Genomic DNA, 26,628 nt, shown 5'->3' with positions numbered 1-26,628 from the left:
ACCGAAAGGAGCTAAAGCGTCATGAATACGCTGGAAGCAAAGGGATTGGGTCTGTCTTACGGGGGAGACTTTATATTCGAAAATCTGGATTTAACCGTGCCTATAGGTAAAATCACCGTGTTTATCGGCAGCAACGGCTGCGGCAAATCCACTTTGCTGCGCTCCATGGCCAGGCTGCTGAAGCCGCAGCGCGGCTCGGTAGTACTAAACGGGGCCGACATCGCAAGCCTGTCCACCAAGGACGTGGCGCGGAAGCTCGCCATTTTGCCTCAAGGGCCAACGGCTCCCGAGGGGCTGACGGTCATGCAGCTGGTGAAGCAAGGGCGCTATCCTTACCAGAGCTGGCTGCGCCAATGGTCGCGGGAAGATGAAGAAGCGGTCACAGCGGCTCTTGAATCCACGGGACTGACCGAGCTGGCTGATCGTACAGTTGACTCGCTGTCAGGCGGCCAGCGGCAGCGGGCATGGATTGCGATGACGCTGGCGCAGGAAACGCCGCTCATTCTGCTGGACGAACCGACCACCTATCTGGATTTAACGCACCAGATCGAAGTGCTGGATCTGCTGTATGACTTAAACGCCAAAGAACAGCGGACCATCGTCATGGTGCTGCATGATATCAATCTGGCCTGCCGTTATGCCGACCATATCGTGGCCATCCGCGACGGGAGCATCAAGGCTGAGGGCAAACCGGGAGATATCATCAATTCCGACTTGATGCAGACCGTGTTCCAGCTCCCATGCGAAATTATTCAGGACCCGCTGTACGGGACTCCGATGTGCGTTCCGTGCGGGAAAGGCAAACGCCGACCTTCGGCTGTGCAGCCGAATACGGCAGAACCGAATCAACCAACGACAACTCCGGCGCCCGCCCCTGAACTGGCAACGGTCTAGCATATACAAACATACAGCCGGCTTCGTTTTCGCTTTATGCGGGAAAGCCGGCTTTTTTAATTATTTGGATCTTTGAATCTGTCGTATCTGTATTATCTGTTGGGTCTCTTTGTTCTCCCTCCGGTATGGAACTCTTTCAAAATCGGCACGTGAACCAAGATACGGTAAGCAGCCGGGGACAAAGCCGATCATCGGATAAATGGAAGGCAACATAACCTCCTCATATTCAACAATCCATTGCGGGTGCAAAGAGACTAAAAGGCATGTGGAGAGACAAAAGAGACACATTCAGGACGCAGAGACATATAAAAGGCATACAGAGAACATCAGGCCCGCAGAGACACTCAGGCTACAGAGACAAAAAGGCCTATATAGACATATCAAGGCCTACAGAGACACAGCAGGCATGTAGAGACATATTAAGGCCTACAGAGACACGTCAAGGCCTACAGAGACATATCAAGGCATGTAGAGTCACAAAGAAGGCCGCCCCAAAACGTCGGGGCAGCCTTTTATATTTGTAATAAACGCTAAATACATAGGTTTCGTCTTCCATTGCACCACTTGCACACATGCTGTTCCGCTAACCATTCGGTTACCGACCGCTTATGACCATTTGCCTGCACGCGGGGGTTTATGCTTCTGTCGAAGCGGAAGTCCTCCGAACAGCTTGGACTTTTCACGCTTCCGTTGTTCCAACAGTTTCTTTACCCCTCGCATCAACATGCGATACCTCATCTCATCCTCGTGGCCGAACTTGCGCATTTCGTCAAAGTACTCGTCTGTCATCCTATCCCCCTGTTGTATAAGTCTATAGAACTAGGATATAAGACATAACTATACAATTTCTCAACAAGAATTGACCACGTTACGCCGTCGGTTCTTCCTGTTTAAGGAGGGTGAGTGCCGTTATTTTATATGTACAAGGACAATGCAACCGCCTGCAGACGCACCCAATTTGTCCATCCTTTCCAAAATTGAAAATACGCTTCACCTTAGATGGACTGATATTATAAAATGAACAACAAAGGAGGGGATCGCACATGCGGGGTATATGGAAGCTGAACAGGCCGGTCTGGGCAGGCATCGCGGCGGGCATTCTTCTCGGGCTGTTCCTCAAGATCATCGAGCACATCACCTCGCTGGAGGTCTACACGCTTCTCCTGAACGTCGATTACGTGCCTCTCCTGAATGAACTGAAGCTCTCCGAACTTGTCGAGTTTGCGCTGCATCTCGTCATCTCTGTCCTGCTGAACATCGCTCTAGCCATCTTTTTGAAGCAGAAGAACTGGTCCCGCCGGCGAAGCTTGTTCTGGGTTTCATTGGCCTGTTTGGCCGTAGGACTTCTCCTATATCCGACCACCGTCTTGTCTGACCGTACCCCGGAATTATCCGACCCTGCCGCCCTTCTATTCTGGCTGGCCGGTCATCTGCTGTACGGCATCGCTTTGGGCTGGCTGCTGACGAGTTCACGTGGAGCCTCTGCCTAGTCCGGAAAGCAGTCTTTCGAAAAGGCCGGTTTACAGATTAATGCAAATATCCGCTCCACTTGAATGGAGCGGCTTGAGTGTAAAGTATTATTTTAGAATTAATTTTCCAAGGCTTTCAGCTGATTAACGATAGGTAAAACCCAATTTGGCAAATTAAATTCCCTATGCTTAATTACCCCGAATTCTACCTCCAGCACAATTTCTCCACTCAGTGCGCTATTATCTATCACAAATAGATGATCAACCAGGCTCATGTATTGGAGAAGATTTTGCATAGAAGAATGATGCCGATGCATGATATCTTCGGCAGGGATGTGGTGACCCCCATTACGTACTCTGCCGGCTACTCGTTCGACATTTAGATTTGGATCACCAAGGCCTACATAAAACATGGTGACCTGGAAACCATTTGCCTTTGCTTCCTTCATAAGCCTAATAGCGTAACCACCCGAGAGCGTCGTTTCCATGGAGAAATCCCGTTGAAATTGAAGGCATTCTCGAGCTAATTTTATCGCCTCTTTTCCTGCAGAAACGCGAGCTGCTTCCGGTTGCCCCGGGCTCAGACGCCGAGCCAGAGCATCGGGATCAATATTTACACTTACTCCAATCCGGTCGATGATGAGATTACGAATCGTACTCTTCCCACTCCCGTTGTTTCCGGCAAAAACAAACATCGTTGTTGGTTCAACTGTCTTTTCCCGAGACATATTCCTTCTCTCCATTAGAATACTCCCTTACCAGTTTGCCAAAATCATCTTTATATACAACATAAGATTCGTTTACTTTGGCCTCAAGTCTTGCCCTTTCGCCAGTCAGCCTAATAAGTTTGGTTAATTGTTTATCCTTTTTCATAACCACAACCTCCAACTTATTGTCGTTGAATTCCATTTCTCTTTTAAATCATATCACAAACTGATTAATCCACCATATAGGCTTAACTTGTATAAACAACTTTGGAATTTGATTGGGTCCTTCAACGCAAAATGACCGCCCCCCTTGTGGGAGCGGTCACAGCTATGAAACCGAATGCGTAAATGCTGTACTTATGCTATGGATCTTTCACTTTGGCTCTTTGGCAATTAACGACCCAAGGACAAGTCCTTATCCTCTTCGCCAGCGGATTCCTCGTCCTCGGCGAACGAGTCGTCTGCGGATGCCGCTACGCCATCCATGAAATCTTGAATCTGGCCGCTGTTGCGAGTCAGCGTGGCTACCGAAACCTCGTGTTTCTTCGCGATGTCGGACTTCGTTGTTGGAATGTTAAGCGATGAAGTTACTATATATTCGATCGCACTTGCATATCCACCCTGTTTGCGGTACTTCGGATTGGCTTCTCTGGAGAAGCTGTTCCAGACCATCAGGAGGCTGAACACTTGAAACAGCTGCCGCTCATCCTGCAGTTCGTAATCCCGGCAGATCTGAGGAAACACAGACTCTGCAAGCTCGCGATGCTCATCGGCGATCCAATCCATCCACCCCAGCTTGTCGTTGATCATCTGTCGCAACTGATCGACCTGTAGCTTAGGCTCTGCTGCTTTCGCACCAGGGAACTGGATGACTTTACCGTATACCGTGCGTTCATCTCTTTCAAGACAACATCTTTTGTACTTTTTCCCGCTTCCGCAGTGACATAGATCGTTTCTTCCTAGCTTTTTCATTTCCTAGCTCCTATTTGAATGATTTCTTCTATTATACATGGAAAATATGAAAATGCGCACCTCAAGCCTGTAGACCCTTAAGGTATGCCGGCCTTCCGCGTCGTTACACTCTCTTACAGGGGGGCTTCCGATAAGAAGGTGCCGAGGCAAGCCAGATAGCAAAAAAGCGCGGGTTCCCTCTATGAAAGCCGCGCCCCTTCATATTATTCTATAATATCGTCATAACGCAAGTAGGATGTAACAAATTTGTTAGAACCTATAATAGACTTGTGCCATTTTTGGTAAAGATTCCATAGATATAGGTCTTAGCGCTTATTGATCAGCTAAAAGTCACAGATAGCCTTCCAGCATGTCTGCCACCGAGTCGGCGCACACCCGGTATCCTGCCTCGTTCAGGTGAAGCCGGTCATCCGACAAGTAACCCGAGAGATCCCGTTTCACCCGGGCGTTCAGGTCGTGAATCGCAATGCCGAGCGGCATGAGCGCCTCGATGGCTGCCTTATTATAGGCATCGATCTCTTCATTGCTTCTGCCCTCGGATTCCGGATGCACCGGCGTCGTCGTGGCAAATACGATCTGTGCTCCCGTTCGCCGCAGCTCATGGGCAATGCGCTTCAGATGGGCTGCATATTCGCTGAGCGGCGTCAGTGCTTCAACCCTCGGAGCCTCGCGGTGCACATCCCACAGCCCATTGTTCCAGTGGACGATATCCGGGATCCCCAGCTCACGGATCCAGAGGTTGACGCCCCACAGCGTAAAGAACGAGAACCGCCCGTTCTCTCCCGGTGCCACGACTTCTGCCCGGTCAGCCAGCCGTTCTCTCACATAAGGCTCGTAGCCCTCCCGGATGGAATCGCCCAGCAATAAAACTCTTTTCATCTGTCCGTCTCTCCTTCCATGCATCTATGCCTTGCAATGAAAAAGCCTTACCCCCATCACCCCAGGGTAAGGCCGCTCGAGCTCATGATGACGAACCCGTTATTATCTCCGAATTAATAGCCCAGTGCGGTTTTGGCTTCCTTCCACTTCGCGTTCAGCTTGTCGAATGCAGCCTGCAGATCGTCGGCCACGATATATTCCTGGACGTAATCGCCGGTACCGATGCCAATTTGCGCCTTGTTCGCGATCTCGTTAAACTTCGGGTCGGTCGCTTCGCTCTCGATCAGCGTCGGATTGAACGATTGGAATTCGGCGAGCTGCGAGATGGAGGACTCCGCCGATTTGATGATCGGCATGAAGCCGGAATCTTCCACGTAGCCGGATTCCTTCACGAAGAAATCGACCCACGCGGTAGCAAGCTCTTTGTTCTTGCTGTCTTTGCTGACGGCGATGAAGTAATCCGAACCGAGCGGCGCGTTGTACTTGCCGCTATTATCGTACGGGAGCGGGAAGAAGCCGATGTCCTCCGAAGCCGCGCCGGCGCCGATCACCTGCGGAATCACCCAATTGCCCAGGAAGTACATCGCGGCTTTGCCGGAAGCCATTTCGCCTTTCGAAATCTCCCAGTTGTTTGTGTACAAGTCTTTCTCTACCCATTCCTTTTGCACGAAGGTGCGTCCGATATTCGCAAGGATGCCCCAAGCATTGTCCACCTGGAACGGCGCTTCCTCGGCGACCTGCTTCGAAGCGAACTGCGGATCCCCGTTCACGTACCATGCGGAGTTATCCGCCCAGTTGCCCATCGTCCATTGGGCTCCGAAGTTCATGTACAGCGGAATGATGTCCGCCGCTTTCAGCTTCTCTGCTGCTGCGTACAGCTCATCCAGCGTGGTCGGCACTTTGTCGACGCCTGCAGCCTGGAACGCTTTCTTGTTGTATACAATGCCTTGCGTATTGACGCCGGTGGAGATTCCATAGCGTTTCCCTTCGAAGAGAGTATTGTCCGCAAAATAAACGTCCTCGAACATCGTATCCGGCAATGGCTCAAAATACTTGCCGTACTCCGAGGTGGCAAGGCCTGTCGGAATCATCAGCACGTCGCCGGCTTCGCCGGTGGTCAGACGAACCTGAATGTCCGTCGCATAGTTGGTCAATCCTTCGAATTCAATCTCCGCCTTCGGATATTTCGCTTTGAAGGCTTCCACGTATTTGTCCAGCGTGCCGTCGTTCACCAGGTCGGTGCGGTGCGTCAACACCTTCAGCTTGCCGCCCAGCTCCGCTTCGCCGGACGCCTCGGTCGGCTCGCTGCCGGCGCTGCCGCTCGGCGGTGCCTCGGTGCCTGCGTTATTCGTTTTATTTCCTCCGCAGGCGGCCAAAATGGATGATACGGTTAAGAGCAAAAGCAATGCCATCGTAAATCTTTTTTTCATTTCGTCTTCCCCCTGTACGTTGAATGTACTTGCGTTTCTTCGCATCTTCATGAAGCGCTTACTGATATCGCTTACATTTCAAATGATAATCGCTAACACGTTCAAAACAAATGAATTGTTTTTGTTTTTATTGTCATAAATTATGCTAACATATCATTTTCTTGTTAGGCTCGAAATAACCTGCTTCTCGGCAGCCGACAGCAAAAATCGCACCGTACGTCCTAACGAACGTGCGGTGCGATGTTAACCCTATGTTTATGTTAAGCTACCTTGCGCACAGAGCCGGTACGCCCGTCCGATCCTGCATTAAACCCGGATGCCGGCCGCATAAAATGTCTTCACCGTCTCCTCGGCCAACTTGCCGTACATGCAATAATCATCGTTCAGGGACGCTTCCTCCACGCCATACAGCCGCGCCGGCCAATCCCACAGCATGTACCCCTGCATCCACTCCCGCTGGGCGCAAGCAGCGAACATCGCTTCATAATACTGCCGCTGCTCCTCCTCCGACGGTCCGCCGGGCAGCGACCAATCGTTCGGGCGGGCCGCGGAGCCCTCGCGGCTCGGACAGCCGGCTTCCATGAAGAAGAACGGCTTGTTCCATCGGCGGACCGTGCCTTCGATCCGATCCAATTGCTCCTCCCACTGGTCGATCGGATAATAGCCGCTGGAGGAGATGATATCTACCGCATCCCACCAGCCCACGCGCTCCTCCTGATATTTATCGCAATTATACGTCACCAGCCCGCCGTAGACGTTTCGTACATCCGCAATCAGGGCCCGCCACTCCGCGTCCCGCTTGTCGGCCTGCACCATCTCGCAGCCCACGCACAGCATCTCGCATCGCTCTTCCTCCGCGATTTCGGCATAATGGCGAATGAACTCCCCATAGGAGCGGAACCATTCCGCCCAGCTCGGTTCACCCGGAACCTCTTCGTCGAAGAAGTTAATATGGGCCCGCCACGTTCCGTTCGCGACGTTCACGACCGGCTTCAAGCACACCTTGAGGCCCAGGCTCTTCGCCTTGCGGATCGCCCATCGCACCTCATCGTCCGTCACCGTCGGTTCCTCCCGGAACGGGATTTCCGTCGACTGCGGCGTTGCCTGCACGGCCGACAGCGCGATGGCCACCCAATTCACGTCCATGTCCGCCATGCGTTCCATGGAGAATTCCGCCTCGGGTCCCGTCCAGGAGCCCCGTACGCCGGTCCACCCCCAGGTCATGCCGCATACTTTTTCCGTCCACGTGTTTGTCGAGTTCATATATCGAGTCTCCTCTTCTTCATCGTCTCGTGTTCGTTATTTGACCGCTCCGTTCGTAACCCCCGCAAAAATGTACCGCTGCATGAACAAGAACAACACGACCGTCGGAATGAAAATAATGAGAATGCCTGCCGAGATCACGTTCAGCTGCGCCGCGTTCGGACCGATGAAGGAATAAATCGCGGTGGATACCACCTTCAGGTCTTGGCTCGGCATATACAGGTACGGCGTGTAAAAATCATTATAAATCGAAATGCTCTTCAGAATGACCAGGGTCGCCGTAGCCGGCGCAAGCAGCGGGAAGATGATGGAACGGTAGATTTTGAACAGGGACGCCCCTTCCAGCATGGCGCTCTCATCCAGATCCCGCGGGATGCTGTTCACGAATTGCAGATAGATGACGATCTGGAGCACGTCGGCTCCCAAGTACAGCAGAATCGGCGCAAACATCGTGTTGTAGGCTCCCAGGCTCTGGATGACGCTGAAGGTAGCCACCTGCGTCGTGACCATCGGAATGACCTGAGCGACCAGGTACATGCCCATGATCGCTTTTTTCATCTTGAATTCGAACCGTCCGACCGCATAAGCGACCATGGTACCGAACAGGATGTTGCCGACCACCGAAATGACCAATACGATCAGGATATTGCGAAATCCGAGCCCCAAATCCCCGATGTCGATCACCCGCTTGAAGTTCTCGAAATTAAAGAAATTGTCGGGCAAGCTGAGGCCGGATTGATAATACTCCACCTGGGTCTTGAACGCCCCCACGAAGATCGAGTAAATCGGGAAGAACACCACGAACAAAGCGACAACCAACGTGAAATAATTGAAAATCCTAAAGCCGATCGAGCCTTCCCTTCTCATGATTGCTTCTCCTCCCTGAACAGCAGCTTCCGTTGGATGACAATGAACAGCAGCACGATGATCAGCAGCACGACCGCCATCGCCGAGGCCAGTCCGAAGTTCTGATACTTGAATGCCGTATCCACCGTCTTGATGACGAAGGTCGACGTATCGTTCGCCCCGAGTAACATCACAAACGGAATATCGAACGCTTCGAGCGCGCCCGTCAAGGTGAGGATCAGCATCAGCTCCAGCACGCCCCGGATGCTAGGCAAGGTAATGTAACGGAACTTCTGCCAGCCCGATGCCCCGTCGATGGAGGCCGCCTCGTACAGGTCGCCCGGTATCGACTGCAGCGCCCCGATAAAGATGACCATGTTCAGCCCCATGTACTTCCACATCGAGATGAAGGCCAGCGCAAAATTCACGATCCCTTTATCGCCCAGCCAGCTCTGCTGCCAGGATTCGAGTCCCAGCGCGCCAAGCAGCGTATTCAGCGAGCCGTATTCCATGTGGTACACGTTCTTGAACATGATGACCGTAGCCACGCTGTGCAGCACATACGGCAGGAACAAGGCGACCCGGAAGCCGTTTCTCCCCTTCAGCTTGCCCGTCAGAATAACGGCAAAATAGAGGGCAAAGACGACCTGGATGAGACCCCCGATCAGATAATACAGATTGTTCTTGAGTGAGCTGAACACTTCGGGCTTCGTAAAAATCTCGACGTAATTGTCAAAGCCGATAAAGTTCATATCCCAGCCGAGACCCGACCAGTCCGTCAAGCTGTAATACAACAGCGAGAGCGCCGGATAATAAGAGAAGGTCAGTGACAGGAGCACGGGAATGGCAAGGAAACCGAACAGAATAAGATAGCGCTGCGTTTTATAACTGAAATTGAACACGTTCCCTTCCTCGCTTTCTGGATGAAATGGTACCGTTTTCAATCATTATAAAAGACAGCGCCTCGAAAAATAATAGACTTTGTTTGCTTTTATTGTCCTCAGTTTAGATAACAGTCACCTAACAAAATCGCGGTACTCCTTTGGCGTTTTTCCGGTCATTTTTTTGAACACTTTATTGAAATAAGCCGGGTCCGGGTAGCCCACGCGTTCGCCGACCATATACGTCTTGAGCCCGTGATCCTCCTTCAGCAGCCGCTTGGCATGCTCGATTCGCACGGCGATGCAATAGTCCGTAATCGTCTCGCCCGTTTCGGTCTTGAACAGCTTGCTCAAGTAGCTCGGAGTCAGATAGACCAGGTCGGCGAGGTGCTGAAGCTCCAGCTCCTCGGTGTAATGCTGCTGAATATAGGCCTTGATCGTCTCGACAGCCCGATGCTCGCTCTTTCCTTGATCCAGAAGCCCGGCAGCAGCCTCTACAGCGCGCTTCAGCCGGCCCGCGAACGAACGCCAATTCTCGCTGTCCCCCGGCTCCAGGTTCCAATCTGCATCCCCTGCGTCAATGCCGCGCTGCTTCATCTCTTCCGCCACATGCGACTCCAGGGTTAGGCAAGCTTCCCTCAATTCAGCCCAGCCGGGCCGCAGGGAAGCCGTCTCTTCCAGCCAAGTGCCCATCGCCGCCGACAAGCGTGCATACTCGCCTGCACGCAGCGCCGGAAGCAGCTGTTTATCCAAGGAACGGACAAGCCGGTAGCGCTCTTCCCGGTAAACCGCCGCTATGCCTTCGCCTCCGCAGTTGCGCCGTTCATCGCTGTACCAAGCCTGCTCCAGGACGCTCGCGGCTTCCCTATAGGCTTGCGGGAGCCAGCGGCTCCCGCTGAATACGCCGCTGATGCCCAGCTTCGCCGAAGTGCCCGCGGGAAGCTGCTGAAGCAGCATGGCCGCCCATTCTCTCGCCATATCCGCATGGCCGGACTCGGCGATGGACGCCAAGATCGCTTGCCTTCCTCCTTCGCAGCCGATGATTCTCCGCTCCGTCCCCCAGACTGACGTCCACGCCAGCAGCTTCTCTTCCGCGATCTCCGGAAACGTGCGAAGCAGGAGCACCGCGTAATGTCGGTGGAACAGCGCCTGCCGATCCAGCCGGTCGCAGACTTCTTCGAACAGATGCTCCGGCATTGTTCGCTGATCCGTGCCTAACAGGAAGCTGACCAGATCGTCCGACTCCAGCTTGCGCTCGTTCTGCTCGCCCTTCACCAGCTCGTCGACGTTCTCCAGCATGCGGAGCAGCTCTTTCATGTTGACCGGCTTAAGCAAATATTCCAGCGCTCCCTGACGCATGGCGGTGCGGGCATACTCGAAATCGTTGTAACCGCTGAGCACGGCGAATTTCGTGCGGCAGGCCATCTGCTTGATATTCGCCATCAGCTGAAGCCCGTTCATTTGCGGCATTTTGATATCGGTAATGACCAGGTCGGGCTGGAGCTCATGCCATTGATCCAGCAGCTCCTGGCCGCTTGCAAACGTCCCTACGACCCGATATTGCTCGCCTGCGTCCCGTATCAGCTTGCCAAGCCCCAGCCTGATCCGTTCCTCGTCGTCCACCACGGCGATGTTAAGCATTTGCAAGTCCTCCTGTCCTCGGTTCTTCTATATGTTCCGCGGGAAAGGTAATCCGAACGGCGGTTCCTCGCCCTTCCTCGCTGTCTACGGTAAGGCCGTAGGGTCTTCCGTATCGGAGCTGCAGCCGCTCGTGCACGTTTCGCAGCCCGACTCCCCGGCCGTCCGTTCCTGGGGACTGCGCCTGATCGAGCATGCTGCGCAGCCTCGCAAGCGCTTCTGCCGACATGCCCAGCCCGTCATCCGTAACGGTAAACACATGGTTCATGCCATCCATGGCATAGGTAATGGTCAGATGCAGCACGTTTTTGTTCTCGTCGAAGCCGTGATTGACGGCGTTCTCGATGATCGGCTGAAACAGCAGCTTCATCACCCGAATGGAATCAGCCCCCGGATCATCCGGCAGCGTCAGCACGAACCGCTCGCCGTACCGGTAATTCAGCAGCTCGATGTAGGCTTTGACATGCTCCCACTCGCGCTTCACCTCCACGACCTCGCTGCCGGCATGAATGCTGTAACGAAGCTGCTGCCCTAACAGCTGAACCATGTCCCCCACCTCCTGATCGTTGTGAAGGACGGCCGTCATCCGGATCGTTTCCAGCGTATTGTAGATAAAATGCGGATTGATCTGGTGCTGAAGACGCTCCAGCTCCGCCTCCTTCTTCCGCTTCTCGATCGCGTAAATATCGTCGATGAGCTGTTTGATGCGTGCCATCATCCGGTTGAACGAGACCCCGATCAGCGAGGCCTCGTCCCTCCTTCGGACCGGGAACACCACATCCAGCTTGCCGGTCTGCACCTGCTTCATCAGATGGACGATGGACCGCAGCGGCCTTGTCAGCGCATAGATCAGAATCAGGGAAATGATGAGGGCAAAGCTGGTAACGCCGACAGCCGCCGCGATCGTTATCTTGCGGGTCTTGAGCGCATCCTGCATCAGCTGCCGCTCCGGCACCGTAATCAGGATCAGCCAGCCGGTCTGCTCGGATTTCCGGTAAACGACAAGCTGCTCCTCCCCGTCGACCTTATGGCGAAAGCTTCCTTCGTTGCCGGTGGCCTGGGCAAGCGCCGCATTGTCGGTCATGCTGCGGGACAAATATTTCTTCTCGCTGTCATAGATCACGGTCCCGTTGTCATCCAGAATGAAGGTGGTGCCGTGCGTCGTCTCCTCCAGGTCGGTGACGATGTTCTCGATCACGCCGATGTTGGCATCCACCACAATGGTGCCGATGGAATGGTACGATTTATCGATGATGTCGCGGACGACCGTGAACATGTACTGCTTGCTGCCGGCGGACACGGCGATCTCCTGCGTGCTGACCAGCACGGGCCGGCCGCCGGCCTCCGTGGCCAGCTTGCGCCAGTTGTCATAGTACTGCTGCAGATTCGAACGGTTGCCGCCGCTTTTGACCACGTAATAGGGGTTGCCGAAAAGGTCGAACAGGTACACGTTGCTCGTGCCTTCTTTGATGTTGTTCATGAAATAGATGCTCCGCTCGACCTTGCGGGTAATCTGAAGCTTCAGCTCGCTCTCGTTCAGGCTTGCCGATTCCTTCGGCTGCCCTTCCGCCTGGTAATGCCGATTGGACATCTCGAGCCCGGACTGAATTTCATTAAGGTACGAAGGAATGATCGAAATTTTCATCATATCGGTCACGTAATCATCCAGCTTGCCCATCATTTTGCTCGACAGCTGGGACACGTAGGCGACCGTATTGTTCTCGATGGTGGCCGTATAACGCTCTGCCGCAAAATACGTGATGAGTCCGATCGGCAGGATAATCAGAAACAGAAAGACCACAAACAGCTTCCGGTCCAAGCGTCCGGCCGGCCGCTCCTTCCATAGACGGGTAATGTAGCCGCGCAGGTTCACGTCAGTCGACCTTCTTTGCATAGGCGGTGGATTCGCGGAGGATGAAATCGCCGGCCAGGAGTATTTTTTCCAGCGGGCTGTCTGGCTGCTCCACCCGTCTCGCCAGCATCTCCACCGCCCTGCGTCCGAACGCCTCCTTGTTGACGTGGATGGTGCTCAGTGACGGAGCCGCATAAGCGGCATCCTCAATATTGTCAAAGCCGGTAACCGAGCAGTCTGCTGGCACCTTGGCGCCCAGCTTGCCGAGCACCGTCATGATGCAGATGGCAATGGAGTCGTTCGCGCACACAAAGGCGGTTGGCAGTTCCTCCATCCGGCTTAGTATCGTCTCGAGCGACTCCGTCATCTCGGAGCGGTTATCTCCTTCGAAGCTAAGGAGCTCCTCGTTCTGATCCAGCGGGATCCCCTGCTCGCCGAGGACGGAACGATAGCCTTGATAACGATCGGCGAAGCTGCGCGAGAACCGGACGTTCCCTACGAACTGCAGCTTCCGATGCCCGCACCCGATCAAATAATTGGTCACCCGTCTCATGCACTCCACATTGTTCATGAACAGGGCATCCGACGGTATCAGCGGATCCTCATGATCGATTAAGACGAAGGGAATATCCAGGCTGCGGATTTCGAGCAGCAGCTGAGAGGAGATAAATCCCACGCCGATGATGCCTCTTACCCCGCTCGGATTAATCAAATTCGCGAAGCTGTCCTTGAACTGATCGGTCACGATGACCATCCCCGTGTCCCTTGCCTCAAGCTCATTCGTGATGCCGTCGATAATCCGTCCCCAATACAGGGAATCCCGCGTTTGGTAGCGGACATTCGGCACGAGCACGATGACGGTCTCCTTAGCGGCTTGGCTGCCGTCGGCATTGGCTTCGTTCTTCTTGCCTCCGGCCTTCGGCGACTTGTTGGCAAAATAACCGAGCTGGGTCGCGACGTTCACGATTTTCTCCCGGGTCTCGAGACTGACGCCGGATTTACCTGAAAGCGCTTTAGAAACAGCGAACTTCGAAAGGCCGAGATGATCGGCAATTTGCTGCATCGTGACTTTTCCTGCCATAACCTGTACACATCCTTTAAGGTAATCGATAAGTTATTAGTTAATTGTTATCATAACATTTCATTTATTAGGTAAACAATTAAAACTTTTGAATGCAGCGACGGCGCAGACAAGAGCCCGTTCCAACCTGGAACGGGCTCTCTCACGATTGTAGCTTATGAACGTTTCATGACGCCTTTCGTTACTCCATTAGCACGCTAACCGTTCACCCCGTTAACGGTTCTATCGCCTTGCTGCTGCAGCCATATCGCCGATCACTTGCCTTAGCACAGGCTCAAGCCGGTCCGCCATCAGCTTGAAGCCGAGGTCCGTCGGATGAACCCCGTCAACGGTCGTTTCCCCGGGATCGTCGCCTAACCAATCCGATCCGTCCACAAACGTTAGGTTATGGTCTCCGGCCACCGTCAGTTCCCGAATGAGCTCCATCTGAAACTTTTTCCGTTCAAGCCGTCCTTCGCGAAATTCCGGCATGAACGACTCGGCTCCATGAGGGATGCGGGATACCAGAATGATGGGAACCTCCGGATGGAACTTCCGGTAGGTCTCGATATACCGCGGCAAGGTCTGACGATAAGCTTCGGTCCCTCCGCAATTCGCCTCATAATCAATCACGAGACAGGCCGGCTCCGAGATTTGGGCGGCCAGTTCGGCAAGCTCCGGCTCTCCCTTGCCGTTCCCCGAGAAGCCCAGGTTGATAAACTCCAGATGGAGCCTGCGGCTCAGAATGTTCGTATACGACATGCCGGGCCGCGACGCGCATCCGCCTTGCGTGATGGAGGTTCCGTATATGACCACTCTCGAGCTGGAATCATAGGGCTCCGGCGCAAGGACCTCGGCTCCCGGCTCCATTCCGATCCATATCTCCTCAACGCCCTGGTATAAGGGCATGTTGAGCAGGAACGAGCGTGCTTTGCGGTCTTCGACAGTGAAAAGGCTGCTCTCATACTCTGCCTGACCTGGCTGGAAACGGGCGGTTCCTGCATGTTTCCACTCGCCCGGGCCGCCGATATACGCATCCACTCCGCACTCCCCGGTGGGGGGCATATGGTACATGCCGGATCCTGCCGTCAACCGCACGCGGACGGATACGTTCCGCGAATCCGTTCGGAAGCGGATTTGACCGCCCGATGTGCAGTTCGCAAGCGTATCCACCTCCGGTCGGACGGGGACCTCAGGTACGGCGGGCAGCCTGCGATAGATGCGTTCGGTGTCGAACCAGGCAAAGCCAGATACTCGGAATGGCTCTTCCAATGGGGAATACCATAACCATTCGTCCGCTTCGACGTGATCGATCTTCATGTTCTGATCCAATTGAAATGGAGACACCTTCTCAGGTTCAGGGCTATTGTTCTGCACAATGTATCGCCTCCCTATGTAAGCTCGAATTGAAGTACATTGCCTTAGAACGGCTTATCTGTCCCATGCGGTGGCAACCTCTTCCTTGAGCTCCTTCAGCAGCTCTTCCTTGTCATCCCGGTAAAACATGTTATAGGTGTCGAACGGGATCATCCGCCCGTCGGGATGCACGATATGCACGCAGGATTTCTTGACGGACCGGACATCGAAGTTATGGGCATCCAGGAACTGCATGATAATGACCCGGAAGACGTTGTCGTACGTAATCTGCTCCGGCACGGCGGCCAGCGGCAGGCAGCAGAGCAGGCTCTTCAGGGAAAGCGCCGAGGATTGCGGCGAGTGGCCCGTCGACAGCAGCTCAAACATCTTGCCCCGGATGACCGGGTCCTGTTCGAATACAATCGTGTTGCTGTCGCCTTCAAGCAGGATTTCCGGGTCGATCATCCGCGTCAGCGGGAGCACTTCCCCGCCCAGCTTCAACGCATAACCCATGGCGAGGCAATCCGGGTGGCAGGGCACCGGCAGAATGTCCGCGTCCGTAAACACCCCGGACTGGTCAATGATCATCCGCCGGACTTCGCTTACGGTCAGGCGATCGGTTGCCGGATCATACCCCTCCAGCCGTCCCGCCGCCTGAATCGGCTGAATGGTGACGCCGCGCACCGCCTTTTGCTGAAGCCCGTATTGAATGATGTCGCCGATTTCGCCGTCATTGAGCCCTTTCTTCAGCGTGACGACCAGCGTCGTGGAGATGTTGAATTCATTCAGGTGCTCGATGGCCTGCCGGCGGATGCGCCGCAAGTCGGCCCCTCTCAGCTCCTTCAGCACATGTTCCTCAAAGCTGTCGAACTGCAGGTAAATCTCGAAGCCGGGCATATACTCGGCCAGCCTCCGCGCAAAATCGCGGTCCTGGGCGATGCGGATGCCGTTCGTGTTCACCATGATATGCTTGATGGGACGGCTTTTGCACATATCCAGGATGTCGAAGAAATCCGGGTGCGTCGTCGGCTCGCCGCCGCTGATCTGCACGATGTCAGGCTCCCCCTCGTTCTCCACAATCCGGTCGAGCATGAATTCGATCTGTGCCAGCGACCGATAGGAGGTGCGGTGCGGCGACGATTCGGCGAAGCAGATCGGGCACTGCAGATTGCAGTGATCCGTAATCTCCAACAGCGTGAGGCAGCTGTGCTGCTCATGGTCCGGACACAGTCCGCAGTCGTAAGGGCAGCCGTAACGGATCGGCGTATTCCAGACGAGCGGCATTTCGGACGGCTTGATGAACTTTCGCGTCTGATGGTAATACTCGGCCTCGGTTGCGATCAGCACTTTTTCCGGACCGTGCACGAGGCATCTTTTGAGCATATACACCATGCCGTTCTCCTCGATGATCTTGGCTTCCACTTTGCGATAACAGGTGGTGCATATGCTGTTGGTCAGTTCATGATACAGATAAGGCCGGTTTTTTGGCATAATCATACTCCTTTGGTCAGCTTGGAAGACGGGAATCCGGCGTGAAGCGGCGAAGCCGGTTTCTGCCGCCGATCAGCCATGCGTAATAGATGAGGCCCGCGATGCAGGCCAGCTGGATATTGTTCAATCCCAGGTAAGGATGCGGCGTCGGCTTGATCCATTCGATCGCCAGGCGGAACAGCAGATACCCGGCCATGAACCATTGGAACATCCGCCCGGACACATAGCCCTCGCGAGTCGATCTGCCGCGGCTTTGGCGGTACAGCGGCACCAGCAGCAGGGCCAGCACGATCAGGAAGAGGATCTCGTACAGCTGAGTCGGGTGGCGATAGATCCCGTCTCCGAAATCCACGCCCGTGAACCAGGTTGTCGGCGTGCCATAGGTGTGGTCGTCGAGGCCGGTCAGAAAACAGCCGATTCGCCCAAGGCCCAGGCCCAGCATCAGCGGGTACACGAAATCATCGCCCGTGGAATGCTTCCAGCCCACCCAGCGTTTGGTCAGCTCGACGCCGATCAATCCGCCGAGAAGACCGCCGACAATCGTCTTGCCACCCCAGAGGAGATGGAATTGGCGCAGCTGTTCCCAAGTGGCCGCCGGATCCTCAAACCAGTACAGCAGCTTGGCCCCAATGGCAGCCCCGGCGATGATGCCGGCCAGAAGCTGCAGGCTCATCAGCTTTGTCATGCCGCTCGGCCGACGGGTCCATAAATATACCCGAAAGCCGATAAAGTAGGCCAGCGATTCAAATAACACATGCGGATGAATCCGCCAGGAGCCCAGGTACAAATAAACAGGAAATTCCATCCGCCCACTCCTTGAATGAAAACTTGAGTTGAAAATAAGACCTTGTTCGAGTTCGAAACGCGTACTTTAATAGGAAAACAGGATCGTTCCGCAAATCGCGAGCAGCAGCAGCGTAAGCCCGCCCAAGATGGCTAGTATGGAGACGATCACGGTCACCCATATGTTCCTGGATCGTCCGGGCATGCCGGGAGCGGGGGGCATTTCGCCGCAGCGGTAGCGGCAGCGGCCCGTCTCCGGATTATGGCATTCGTCGCACACCGGCTTCCCGCATCGCGTGCACTGCGCGGCGGCTGCCCTTTCGGGATGGTTCATGCAGCGGTAAAATTCCATCGAATCACCTCATTTGGCATTTAACCCTTATATTGCCTATTGTAAACGCTAACGGAGAATTAGACCACCACCTGCAAACGACAGATGGTCCTGGGGTGAATATTCATAAGACGTCATAAGATGCCGCCGTTTCCAATCGGAATCGCGGAAATAAAAAAAGGCAAGCCCTCTGACTCATTAAAAGCCAGCGCTTGCCCTTCCATTCTTGCGGTTCGATGGGTCAGCTCGTGGGTGCATCCTGCCAAACATTAAACTTGTTGCCGTCGGGATCCTTGAATTTGAACTGCAATCCGCAGGAGCCGTGATCTACCAGCGGCTCGACCTGTGCTCCATTTTCCCGCAGCCGCTTATGCAGATCCGTAATATTCTCGACCTCGAAGGTTAACGAGAACATCTCATAATTCTCCCCTTCCCATTGGTTGGTTATGAAGTTGGCTGTTCGGTTATCCAGTGTTTCCAGCAGGAATAACCACTGTCCGTCCCCTAAGATCAAGATGGCGCCTGTATCGTCGCATTTTCTCACCGTAAGGCCAAATAGCTCCGAGTACCATTTTACCGCCAGCGGAAGATTCCTTACCGGGAGATAATTGCAATGAACCTTCTTTAGCAGCGGCTTGTTCAAGGATTGGAGCTTGGGTGCTTCGTTTAATGGGTTGTCTATCGTCATTCGATTCACCTCTTGTTCAATGTGGTTTCAATATATAGACGATGGAACCGGACCGATTCCGTCACGGAGAGCCATTTTTTTATCAATTCGGTTCAATAGCATGATACTTATTGCCGTCAGGATCGTAGAATACCAGCAATTTGCCGAATAAAGCATCTTCCCGGATCGGCTCCATTCCAATCCCCAGTTGATGCAGCCGCTGCTCTAACTCCCCAACGCTCGCTGCTTCGAACGTGAGTACAGGCATGCTCGCCGGGGCGTGGCGCTGACACTCGAGCAAATACAATTCCTGTCCGGATTCCAGCACCGGATTGCCGTGCCTGCTGGTTCCCAGATGAAAATGCAGGATAAACCAGGCGGTGGCCTGCCCCTTATCCGTGACTGGAATATAGAAATGACCGGCTCGCTTAAGGACATGTTCCGAGACCTGCTGCTCGAAATCCCTCCCCAAACGATGAGTAAGGAAATAATGCTCGAAGTCACGGGCTAGATGCTGTTTCAAAACTTCTCTGGCACGTCGTATTCGGCTTTCAACCGCAGATACCGACATGTTAAGGAACTGTCCGATCTCTTTCATGGACCACTCGCTTAAGTAGTGCAGCACGACAACGGATTTACTCTTCTCCTCCAATCCCTGCAAGGCTCCCCAGATGGAATCATGGATCACATATTGTTCCAGCCATGGCGTGATATTGTCCGATGCTGGAGTCGTTTCGTGCAGGGGGAGAGCCTGCTTGCTTCGTTTGGCAAAATCGAGGCTGGTCCGGCGCGTTATCGCATACAGCCAGCTGCCCAGTTTCGCTGGATCGTTCAGCGTATGGAGGTTCCGATAGCACTTCAGAAATGCTTCCTGCACCGCATCCTGTGCCTCGTGGAAATCTCCCAGCACGCTGTACGCAACGGATAACAGGGCGTTGGAATACTCGTTGACGATCATCCGGTAGGCATCAAAATCCCCCGCTTTGGCATCCTCGATCCGTTGATGGGTTAGCGGCGAATGTTCTTTCATTAGGACAGATCCTCCCACCGTGCCCACATCTTCTCCGGATTGAGCTCATACACCCCATTGTCCCGGAACATGAAGTGATGCATGATAAACTCCCTCCGGATCGTCGCAAAGTCTTCATGATAAGCTTTGATAAACTCGTTCATTTCCTTCTCGCTGTACTTCCGTCCCTTCTCCAACCGGGATACCATATGCGTAAGCACGATGAGTTTCTTCTTCAGCTGGGCAGGGATGCTCTTCAGCTTCCCGTCGGAGGTGAAGAAGTTCTTGATCACGGAATCCCTCATCCGCCGTTCTTCTTCCTGCAAGCTTTCCGTTACGCCCTCGGACCGGACTCTTTGGTAAATCAGATTCTCCGTCGCTGTCGCATTGTTCTTAATAAAATAATCATTCAGCGAAAAAAAGATCGTGTTCTTGTCCCTGCGTTCGTTGATGAGGCTCGCTTCCCGCAGCTTCGCCGCGTGGTGCGTAATCGTAGCCGGCGTGACGCCGATCTTCTCGGCCAGAAGCTGGCCGTTCATTTCGCCTTCCGCAAGCAGGATGAGCATCTTGATTCGGGTCGGGTCTGCGAGCGCCTTGTGATAACTGACCACTTTATCCAATTGCACGGTTATCGACTCAACTCCTTATATAAATTTAACATTCATCTAATTTATAAGATATTAAATCAGATAATATCCCATCGGCAATGAAATGTAAACCTCATCTTTTTTTGTGAGAGGCTGTAACGAAATCAACTTCGATTGCGACTCATATATAGAACAAACTGATCAAGCAGTCCTGGGGACTTGCCGACTTGTAACATGGATGAACGAACACTTATCAGGTTATGCTCAAGCGTCATTGGAAAGGGGGCAGCAGCGGACTTTGCTTAATATAGAAAGCCTGTACATGCAATATAAACAGGACGTATATCGTTATCTGCTCAGCCTGACCCGCCAGCCCTCCCTTTCCGAGGATCTGTTATCCGAGACCTTCCTGAAGGCTATTCATGCGCTTCCATCCTTCAAGAGCAACTCCTCCGTGAAAACCTGGCTCTTTGGTATCGCTCGCAACGTATGGCTTCAGCATTTGCGGCGGACGAAGCCGCAGATTGAGTATGGCGATCTGCTTCAGATCTATATTGCCGATAGCATCGAAGAGCATTATTGACCAAGGAGGCTGCCAACCGGATCCTGGCGCTCTTGGACACGAAGGATGAACGAACCGGGACCATCGTGCGGATGAGGGTGGACGGTTATTCCTACAGCGAGATCTCGGAGACCTTGAGCATTTCGGAGAACTCGGCCAGGGTCATAGATTACCGCGTCAAAAAGTGGATCAAATCCGTGCTGGAACAGGAGGGACTGCAATGAAGCAAGAACAATCGACGATTCACTGCGATATATGCCTGGATCTGATCCCGCTCGTACGCGACGGCGTCGCAAGCGACGGCAGCGTCGCCGCCGTTATGGAGCATATGGCCGACTGCCAGGCATGCCGTTTGGAGTACGGGGAACTGGCTCATGTAAGCGAACCCGTGCCCAATGACGGCAAAATCCTTCATTCCATCCGCAAACATCTTATGCTGAGCGCGCTTGCATTTCTAGGAACCGGCGCCATGCTGGGCATCTCCCTCACCAATTCCTTCGGCATGTTTTACAACCTGCTGATCATGCCCCTGATCGGCGGCCTAAGTTATATCGTGCTGCGGAGGAAATGGTATATGGCTCCGCTTGGCATCTTTACACTGAGTTATGTTTGGCAGTTCGTCCACAGCCTGTTTGAAGGCGCACTCGCTGAAGGATGGAGGTTTGCCGTAATTGCGGCCCCGCTTCTATTCAGCATCATCTATGGCTGTCTCGCGGCTATCGGGATATTGATTGCCTCACTTCTTCATTACGCATTTCGAAAGGAGACCATGACATGAAACGACGCAAACGCATCCTGAGGATAGGCAGCCTCATTCTGGCTGTCTCCCTGATTGGGATCATTCTGTTTATGACCAACGAATTAACAGGTAATCCGGTTTCATCGCGAGCGGCCGATAAAGCCATTCAACGGCATGTGAAGGAGCACTATCCGGACCTGAAGCTTCAGGTTGGAAAATCGAAGTATAACTTTAAATTCAGCGAATATTACGCGGAGGCCAAGTCGGAGACCAGCCCCGACACCGTCTTCAGAATCTATTATAAGAATGGGCAAGTGGATTACGACGAATACGATAGCAACGTCCTCGGAAAACTCAACACCCTGCAAAGGCTGGAACAGGAATATGCACAGGCAATCACGCCGATCTTGGCTCAAATTCAAGGATTGGAGGAGCCCCGTGCTACGGTCATGCTCGACGATCCTAAGGAGGAGGCGCGGGAGAAACTGACGCTCGATATGCCATTCCGGAAAGACCTGCCCTTGAACGTGAAACTTGCTGTCCACGCCGATATGCCGGAAATCTCGCTGGGCGCGGTTGCCGATAGGCTGGAACGGGTTCACGAGTCTTTATTGGAACATGACTACCGGTTTGTAGAGTATAGCCTGTCTGCCGAAGGAGACGGCTCGCTGATATCGGTCAGCTTTGTAAAACCGACCGATATTGAGAACGGACAGCTGGAATCCCTCCTGGAGTCGGCTTTAAGAGCTAACGATTCAGGCGATGGCCGGAACGAGAACAAGGAAGACATGGCAGAGGAGCCTGAGAGTCAAATCCATGTGTTCATGAAAAGCGGCAAGTAATGCCTGACCCTCACCACGCAAACGCAAAAGCCCGCTCCGGTATCGCAATGGAGCGGGCTTTTGCATCTCTGCCGTTACTCGGTTTTCTTAGTCGCATGCCTCAACCACTTAGGCTGCGCCACGTTTACACTACTGCTGCGTCCACTCTGGACTGATCGGCATCCTGGCATCGCTTGCATACCTTCAGCGCCGTGCCGTCCGACTTGTTGGCGACGTAGAGGAGCTTGATGCGAGACGTGCTGCATACCGGACATGTGCCGCGGCCGCGCGATGGCATGTTCCATAGTGCGCGGCCCCGTTTTGTTTTGGCCATGGTTCATATCCCCTTTATTTCATGATCTCTCCAATGGTATTTCGAACCCATGCACGCCGCTTGCCTCCGCCGCGATTATTCTTTGTTATGCGAAGCTCAATCCATAGGATGGACAAGCCGGATATCCGTGCAACTCCATTATAGGGGACGGACCGTCTCCAAATATAGGGAATAAATGCTTATGAAGTCTTTTTTACATACGCCTTCTTTAGTGGGTTATGAATTCCATATCCGCTGGATTTCCGGTACATCTGATCGGAAGCTGAGCTCATATACGTCGGGATTGGAGAAAGCCTCCCACTCGTTAAAGCCGATACGGTCATCGTAATGCTTCAGCAGAAGCGAGATCAGATTGCCATGGGATACGATAACGGCATTCCGGCTTGAACTCTGCAGGACCTCATGGACTACACTTACCGCACGATGCATGGCTGTACGACTTGATTCTCCGCCTTCAAAGCACAAGTCCAGATCCTCATAGGTTCTGCGCAGCATCTCCCGCCATTCAGGAACATTTCGACCCGACAGTATTCGCTCGGTCAACCTCTCATCCAGCACAACGGCCACGCCAATGCGTTCAGCCAAGGGTGTAATGGTGTCGTGAGCCCTGCGATAAGAACTTGAAACAATACGGTCAATCCCTTTGTCGTACAGAAATTCAGCAAGTTCAAGCGATTGCAGAAGCCCCTGCTCGGTTAACGGAGCATCCGCCGCTTGTCCCACCGCTTGGCAATGGCGCACGATGTATATCTTTTTCATAGGATCGGCACCTCCTTATAATCCAATATTGCGCTTGAGTCCTTGATAGCTTCCTGACTCCGGAAATCCGCGCTGAACGATCGTCTTAAACTTCTCGGAAAACCCGTGGTTGGCTAAATCTGCGATCGGGACCATGACCACATCGCCGATAGGATTGAGATCGAACTCATTCGTCGGGAGGCGAATTTCCCCCTCCAATCGTTCCAGCAAAAACGTAATGTGCAAGAGAGATGGCGATGAATCCGGCTTATCGCATAGATACAGAAGCTTCGTCACTTTTGTAACAAGCCCGGTCTCCTCTTCCATTTCTCGAATCATGGCTTCCTCCAGCGTTTCCCCTTGCTCTACCCTTCCTCCCGGAAGCGACCAGCCGCGTTCCGACGAAACGCTCTGTTTGACCAGCAGAATCCGTTCGTCTTCGATCAAAATCCCGGTGACTCGAGCCTGCAATAGACTGCTCATATCCTTACCCCGTTTCTTAGGATTTTTCTTTTCAATGAAAGCCATCCCTTATTTGAGCTTCCTTCGCGCCTCCTCCACCCGAAGCATGCTCTCCATCGTCCACGGCGGTGTCTGGGGATGATCCCTAATTTCCGGCAGCGTCATCCACTGCACCGAATCGACCTCGTCCTGGCTTTTGCAATATGGGGTTCATTAACCTCTTCCATCTTACTTTATATGATCATACCATTGACTCTCACCTTACAGGAGACCCCAAAATAGGTTTCAGCATTGAATCTGTAAGGAGGAATCATATCATGCCTAGCTCTATACGCTTGCTTCGCAACGGCTTTGTTCGAGCCGTCTTCATGTCGAATCTATTCTCACAGCTCGGAATATGGATTCGGAATTTTGCCGTTTTGCTGTACGTCATGGACATGACGAGCGGGGATGCCTTTGCCGTCTCCATGATATCCGTTGCTGAATATGGTCCGATCTTTCTGTTTTCGTTCATTGGAGGGGTATTCGCCGACCGTTGGCGTCCCAAAGCAACCATCGTCTGGTGCGAGATGCTTAGTGCCTGCTCTGTCTTCATCGTGTTTCTGATGCTCGATTCCGGCTCATGGGGTGCCGTATTCTTCGCGGCCTTATGCTCTTCCGTCCTGTCGCAATTCGCGCAGCCTGCCGGCATGAAGTTATTCAAAATCCATGTCAAGGATGAGGATGCGTCGATCGGAATGTCCTTACTGCAAACCTTGTTTTCCATCTTCATGGTGATCGGTCCGGTTCTGGGCACATGGGTGTATCAGCAGTGGGGAGCTTTGACTGCTCTCTTGTTAACCAGCGTTTCTTTCATGTTATCGGCCTTGGCCATGCTGTTTGTCCCCCAAGACCCGAAGGCAGCTGCGGATACTACTGCGCCAGCCCCTTCCATTCGTCGCGATATGGCGGATGGCGTTCGTTATGTCCTGTTCAAAAGAAGCCTGCTGCGGCTAAGCCTCTGCTTCCTGGTTGTGGGCCTCGGGGTGGGATTGATCTCCCCGCTCGGCATATTTCTGGTGACTGAACGCTTAGGCTTGTCCGCACAGGACTTGCCATGGATCACCATTCCTTACGGAGTAGGCGAAATACTGGGTGGAATCGTTACGTTTACGCTAGCATCCCGAATAGCTCCCGCGCGGCTGCTCATGATGGGGCTGATCGTGAACGGCGTTGGCATTCTCATGCTGGGCCTGTCAACGCTTCTCTGGCTAACCATGCTCTCGCAATTCATCATCGCGCTCCTTCAGCCGGCGATATTTATCGGGAACCACACCTTGGTGATGCAGCAAACGGAACAAGCCTACATCGGACGGGTCACCGGCATCCGAACGCCGCTTATGACCGGGGCGATGTTAATCGCAATGGGATGCTCGGGTGCAATGAAAACCGCACTCTCCCTGCCCTTCGTTTATGGATTGGCCGGCACATGCTTCCTGATTGGATTGTTGATCATTCTTCCACTTCTTCGTCATCGGAATCACTCGCTGTCCGGACGTGGCGAAGCCACCGAAACTTAAGCACGCCCCAGTTAAAAAACCGAGCGAAACGATGTGCTTCTCCTCGTCTCGCCCGGTTGCTTTGTTTTTCAGCCTGAAGACCTTAATCCTCGTCGTCTTCTTCCTCCACCTTCAAGATCCTTCCCGATTTCGCGAGGACCTCCACTTCGAACAGCCTGTTGTCGGAAGTCATAATAAAAATTTCATAAACCAGCACGCCATGCTCCAGCTCCATATCGACATGAACGATTTGGCCCGGCACGCGGGCCAGCGCAATTTCTTGGGCCTGCTGCATGGAAACTCTCTGCCTGGTTACCCGCCCCGGTACGTGATAGTAATTGCCGTACATCGGAAATATCCCCTTTCAAATGAAAAAGTCGGCTCATGTACCATATGAAGGGGAGCCATGATTGGTGCGATTCATCCTTGGCCACCGCTTCATTTTTGCATCATGAAGGATTACCTGAGATAAGATTTTTTTCGCCTTATTCGTTCATGTCGTATCTTCGTTATGGTACAGTACATCAAGATGGATGCAGGCTGATATCCGAAGGAGGGACTTATGAGCTATCACGGATCCGATTTTTACGACAACGACAAGAATTTCGAGAAATACATGGAACGGCGGCAGTGGCAGGAGAATGCCAACGATACGTTGGAGAAGCCCGTCATCCGGCAGCTGCTGGGGGATATCGGGGGCCTTCATGTATTGGACCTGGGATGCGGGGATGCCGGCTTCGGCGTGGAACTGCTTCAACAAGGGTGTGCCTCCTATACCGGAATCGAGGGCTCCCGCAACATGGTGGAAGCCGCTTCGAGCAGCCTGGCCGATTACAAGAGCGGAACCGTTCTGCACATGCAGATGGAGGACTATGCTTATCCGATCGATACCTATGATGTGGTAATCTCCAGGCTCGCTCTTCATTATCTGCAGGATATCGGGGATATCTTTCAATGCATTCACCAGAGCTTGAAGCCAGGCGGAAGGTTCGTCTTCTCCGTCGAGCATCCCGTCATTACCTCCACGCTGCAGCCGTCCGGCACCAGAACGAATTGGATGGTGGACAACTACTTCATCCAAGGCTACCGGGAGCAGCAATGGCTCGGCGGCACCGTTCATAAGTACCATCGAACCGTCGAGGATTACTTCCGGGCGATGCAGGAAGCCGGCTTTATCGTGGAGCACTTGAGGGAGTCCCACCCTGTGCGAGCGTATTTTGTAAACGAGGAAACCTATGAACGCCGGCGCAGAATTCCGTTGTTTCTGTTTCTTGCGGGGAGAAAGAGCGAGTAGCTCACATGCGGCATCGAGAAAAAGC

At 53.4% G+C, this 26,628-nt stretch carries 31 protein-coding genes; 8 read left to right on the top strand and 23 right to left on the bottom strand.

The window, feature by feature from the left end:
• Positions 1-21: 21 nt before the first annotated feature.
• The gene (locus P0X86_RS06190) at positions 22-894 is read left to right on the top strand and encodes an ABC transporter ATP-binding protein (protein WP_096775095.1); all 873 of its coding nucleotides are present in this window, start codon (positions 22-24) and stop codon (positions 892-894) included.
• A 606-nt stretch (positions 895-1,500) separates the two neighbouring features.
• Here P0X86_RS06190 and P0X86_RS06185 read toward each other — a convergent pair.
• Complete coding sequence (locus P0X86_RS06185) at positions 1,501-1,683, bottom strand: hypothetical protein (RefSeq protein WP_096775094.1); 183 nt, start codon at positions 1,681-1,683, stop codon at positions 1,501-1,503.
• A gap of 254 nt (positions 1,684-1,937) precedes the next feature.
• On the opposite strand from P0X86_RS06185, the gene P0X86_RS06180 reads away from it, so the two are divergent.
• Positions 1,938-2,384: a hypothetical protein gene (locus tag P0X86_RS06180; protein ID WP_277748113.1), complete on the top strand. Its 447-nt coding sequence runs from the start codon at positions 1,938-1,940 to the stop codon at positions 2,382-2,384.
• A 98-nt stretch (positions 2,385-2,482) separates the two neighbouring features.
• Here the strand turns inward: P0X86_RS06180 and P0X86_RS06175 are convergent, their stop codons facing one another.
• The 18 genes from P0X86_RS06175 to P0X86_RS06090 form a co-directional block, all read right to left on the bottom strand.
• Positions 2,483-3,091 (bottom strand): ATPase, encoded by a 609-nt coding sequence (locus P0X86_RS06175; RefSeq protein ID WP_277748112.1) that lies wholly within the window; start codon positions 3,089-3,091, stop codon positions 2,483-2,485.
• Positions 3,069-3,236, bottom strand: coding sequence for a hypothetical protein (locus tag P0X86_RS06170; protein WP_175495194.1), 168 nt, complete (start codon positions 3,234-3,236; stop codon positions 3,069-3,071). Before P0X86_RS06170 ends, P0X86_RS06175 begins: the two co-directional genes overlap by 23 nt.
• A gap of 227 nt (positions 3,237-3,463) precedes the next feature.
• Complete coding sequence (locus P0X86_RS06165; RefSeq protein WP_277748111.1) at positions 3,464-4,042, bottom strand: YecA family protein; 579 nt, start codon at positions 4,040-4,042, stop codon at positions 3,464-3,466.
• 330 nt (positions 4,043-4,372) lie between these two features.
• Positions 4,373-4,921 carry an SGNH/GDSL hydrolase family protein gene (locus tag P0X86_RS06160; RefSeq protein ID WP_192569579.1) on the bottom strand — a complete coding sequence of 183 codons (549 nt, stop codon included), beginning with the start codon at positions 4,919-4,921 and terminating at the stop codon, positions 4,373-4,375.
• A 113-nt stretch (positions 4,922-5,034) separates the two neighbouring features.
• On the bottom strand, positions 5,035-6,351 hold the full coding sequence (locus P0X86_RS06155; RefSeq protein WP_096775091.1) for an ABC transporter substrate-binding protein: 1,317 nt from the start codon (positions 6,349-6,351) through the stop codon (positions 5,035-5,037).
• A gap of 306 nt (positions 6,352-6,657) precedes the next feature.
• Complete coding sequence (locus tag P0X86_RS06150) at positions 6,658-7,614, bottom strand: glycoside hydrolase family 113 (protein ID WP_277748110.1); 957 nt, start codon at positions 7,612-7,614, stop codon at positions 6,658-6,660.
• 36 nt (positions 7,615-7,650) lie between these two features.
• A complete protein-coding gene (locus P0X86_RS06145) occupies positions 7,651-8,481 on the bottom strand; it encodes a carbohydrate ABC transporter permease (protein WP_119849804.1) in 831 nt (276 codons plus the stop codon).
• Positions 8,478-9,362 (bottom strand): carbohydrate ABC transporter permease, encoded by an 885-nt coding sequence (locus tag P0X86_RS06140; protein ID WP_009593160.1) that lies wholly within the window; start codon positions 9,360-9,362, stop codon positions 8,478-8,480. The genes P0X86_RS06145 and P0X86_RS06140 overlap by 4 nt, the downstream gene beginning before the upstream one ends.
• A 114-nt stretch (positions 9,363-9,476) precedes the next feature.
• Positions 9,477-10,982, bottom strand: coding sequence for a response regulator transcription factor (locus P0X86_RS06135; protein ID WP_277748109.1), 1,506 nt, complete (start codon positions 10,980-10,982; stop codon positions 9,477-9,479).
• Positions 10,975-12,852 (bottom strand): cache domain-containing sensor histidine kinase, encoded by a 1,878-nt coding sequence (locus P0X86_RS06130; protein ID WP_192569582.1) that lies wholly within the window; start codon positions 12,850-12,852, stop codon positions 10,975-10,977. Before P0X86_RS06130 ends, P0X86_RS06135 begins: the two co-directional genes overlap by 8 nt.
• Before the next feature lies 1 nt (position 12,853).
• On the bottom strand, positions 12,854-13,912 hold the full coding sequence (locus tag P0X86_RS06125) for a LacI family DNA-binding transcriptional regulator (protein ID WP_277748108.1): 1,059 nt from the start codon (positions 13,910-13,912) through the stop codon (positions 12,854-12,856).
• Between the two features lie 222 nt (positions 13,913-14,134).
• On the bottom strand, positions 14,135-15,268 hold the full coding sequence (locus P0X86_RS06120) for an SGNH/GDSL hydrolase family protein (protein ID WP_277748107.1): 1,134 nt from the start codon (positions 15,266-15,268) through the stop codon (positions 14,135-14,137).
• 54 nt (positions 15,269-15,322) lie between these two features.
• Positions 15,323-16,738, bottom strand: coding sequence for a radical SAM protein (locus P0X86_RS06115; RefSeq protein ID WP_192569583.1), 1,416 nt, complete (start codon positions 16,736-16,738; stop codon positions 15,323-15,325).
• A gap of 16 nt (positions 16,739-16,754) precedes the next feature.
• Positions 16,755-17,543 carry a prolipoprotein diacylglyceryl transferase family protein gene (locus tag P0X86_RS06110; RefSeq protein ID WP_277748106.1) on the bottom strand — a complete coding sequence of 263 codons (789 nt, stop codon included), beginning with the start codon at positions 17,541-17,543 and terminating at the stop codon, positions 16,755-16,757.
• A 66-nt stretch (positions 17,544-17,609) separates the two neighbouring features.
• A complete protein-coding gene (locus tag P0X86_RS06105; protein WP_009593178.1) occupies positions 17,610-17,873 on the bottom strand; it encodes a hypothetical protein in 264 nt (87 codons plus the stop codon).
• A gap of 220 nt (positions 17,874-18,093) precedes the next feature.
• On the bottom strand, positions 18,094-18,540 hold the full coding sequence (locus P0X86_RS06100) for a VOC family protein (RefSeq protein ID WP_277748105.1): 447 nt from the start codon (positions 18,538-18,540) through the stop codon (positions 18,094-18,096).
• A gap of 82 nt (positions 18,541-18,622) precedes the next feature.
• Positions 18,623-19,549: a sigma-70 family RNA polymerase sigma factor gene (locus tag P0X86_RS06095; protein WP_277748104.1), complete on the bottom strand. Its 927-nt coding sequence runs from the start codon at positions 19,547-19,549 to the stop codon at positions 18,623-18,625.
• Positions 19,549-20,154 carry a DUF2087 domain-containing protein gene (locus P0X86_RS06090; protein ID WP_277748103.1) on the bottom strand — a complete coding sequence of 202 codons (606 nt, stop codon included), beginning with the start codon at positions 20,152-20,154 and terminating at the stop codon, positions 19,549-19,551. The genes P0X86_RS06095 and P0X86_RS06090 overlap by 1 nt, the downstream gene beginning before the upstream one ends.
• Positions 20,155-20,413: 259 nt before the next feature.
• On the opposite strand from P0X86_RS06090, the gene P0X86_RS06085 reads away from it, so the two are divergent.
• The 4 genes from P0X86_RS06085 to P0X86_RS06070 are packed head-to-tail and all read left to right on the top strand — an operon-like array spanning position 20,414 to position 22,258.
• Positions 20,414-20,698 (top strand): RNA polymerase sigma factor, encoded by a 285-nt coding sequence (locus P0X86_RS06085; protein ID WP_277748102.1) that lies wholly within the window; start codon positions 20,414-20,416, stop codon positions 20,696-20,698.
• The gene (locus tag P0X86_RS06080; RefSeq protein ID WP_277748101.1) at positions 20,695-20,901 is read left to right on the top strand and encodes an RNA polymerase sigma factor; all 207 of its coding nucleotides are present in this window, start codon (positions 20,695-20,697) and stop codon (positions 20,899-20,901) included. Before P0X86_RS06085 ends, P0X86_RS06080 begins: the two co-directional genes overlap by 4 nt.
• Positions 20,898-21,455 (top strand): zf-HC2 domain-containing protein, encoded by a 558-nt coding sequence (locus P0X86_RS06075; protein WP_277748100.1) that lies wholly within the window; start codon positions 20,898-20,900, stop codon positions 21,453-21,455. Before P0X86_RS06080 ends, P0X86_RS06075 begins: the two co-directional genes overlap by 4 nt.
• Positions 21,452-22,258, top strand: a complete 807-nt coding sequence (locus tag P0X86_RS06070; RefSeq protein WP_277748099.1) for a YfjL-like protein — start codon at positions 21,452-21,454, stop codon at positions 22,256-22,258. The genes P0X86_RS06075 and P0X86_RS06070 overlap by 4 nt, the downstream gene beginning before the upstream one ends.
• Before the next feature lie 124 nt (positions 22,259-22,382).
• On the opposite strand, the gene P0X86_RS06065 is transcribed toward P0X86_RS06070, so the two are convergent.
• The 3 genes from P0X86_RS06065 to P0X86_RS06055 form a co-directional block, all read right to left on the bottom strand.
• Positions 22,383-22,571, bottom strand: coding sequence for a hypothetical protein (locus P0X86_RS06065; RefSeq protein WP_277748098.1), 189 nt, complete (start codon positions 22,569-22,571; stop codon positions 22,383-22,385).
• A 216-nt stretch (positions 22,572-22,787) separates the two neighbouring features.
• Positions 22,788-23,330, bottom strand: a complete 543-nt coding sequence (locus P0X86_RS06060) for a histidine phosphatase family protein (protein ID WP_277748097.1) — start codon at positions 23,328-23,330, stop codon at positions 22,788-22,790.
• A 15-nt stretch (positions 23,331-23,345) separates the two neighbouring features.
• On the bottom strand, positions 23,346-23,792 hold the full coding sequence (locus P0X86_RS06055; RefSeq protein WP_277748096.1) for an NUDIX hydrolase: 447 nt from the start codon (positions 23,790-23,792) through the stop codon (positions 23,346-23,348).
• A gap of 296 nt (positions 23,793-24,088) precedes the next feature.
• Here P0X86_RS06055 and P0X86_RS06050 point away from each other — a divergent pair, with 296 nt between their 5' ends.
• Positions 24,089-25,330 (top strand): MFS transporter, encoded by a 1,242-nt coding sequence (locus P0X86_RS06050; RefSeq protein WP_277748095.1) that lies wholly within the window; start codon positions 24,089-24,091, stop codon positions 25,328-25,330.
• Between the two features lie 82 nt (positions 25,331-25,412).
• Here P0X86_RS06050 and P0X86_RS06045 read toward each other — a convergent pair whose 3' ends face one another.
• Positions 25,413-25,658 (bottom strand): PepSY domain-containing protein, encoded by a 246-nt coding sequence (locus P0X86_RS06045; protein ID WP_096775075.1) that lies wholly within the window; start codon positions 25,656-25,658, stop codon positions 25,413-25,415.
• Positions 25,659-25,871: 213 nt separating this feature from the next.
• Between P0X86_RS06045 and P0X86_RS06040 the strand changes: the two genes are divergently transcribed.
• Complete coding sequence (locus P0X86_RS06040; protein WP_277748094.1) at positions 25,872-26,603, top strand: class I SAM-dependent DNA methyltransferase; 732 nt, start codon at positions 25,872-25,874, stop codon at positions 26,601-26,603.
• Positions 26,604-26,628: the final 25 nt, after the last annotated feature.

The organism is Paenibacillus sp. BR1-192 (assembly GCF_029542445.1).
In the GTDB taxonomy this organism is placed as follows: Bacteria; Bacillota; Bacilli; order Paenibacillales; family Paenibacillaceae; genus Paenibacillus_AQ; species Paenibacillus_AQ lautus_A.
Note: the sequence above shows the minus strand (reverse complement) of the source record. Positions and strands in the feature narration are given on the sequence as shown.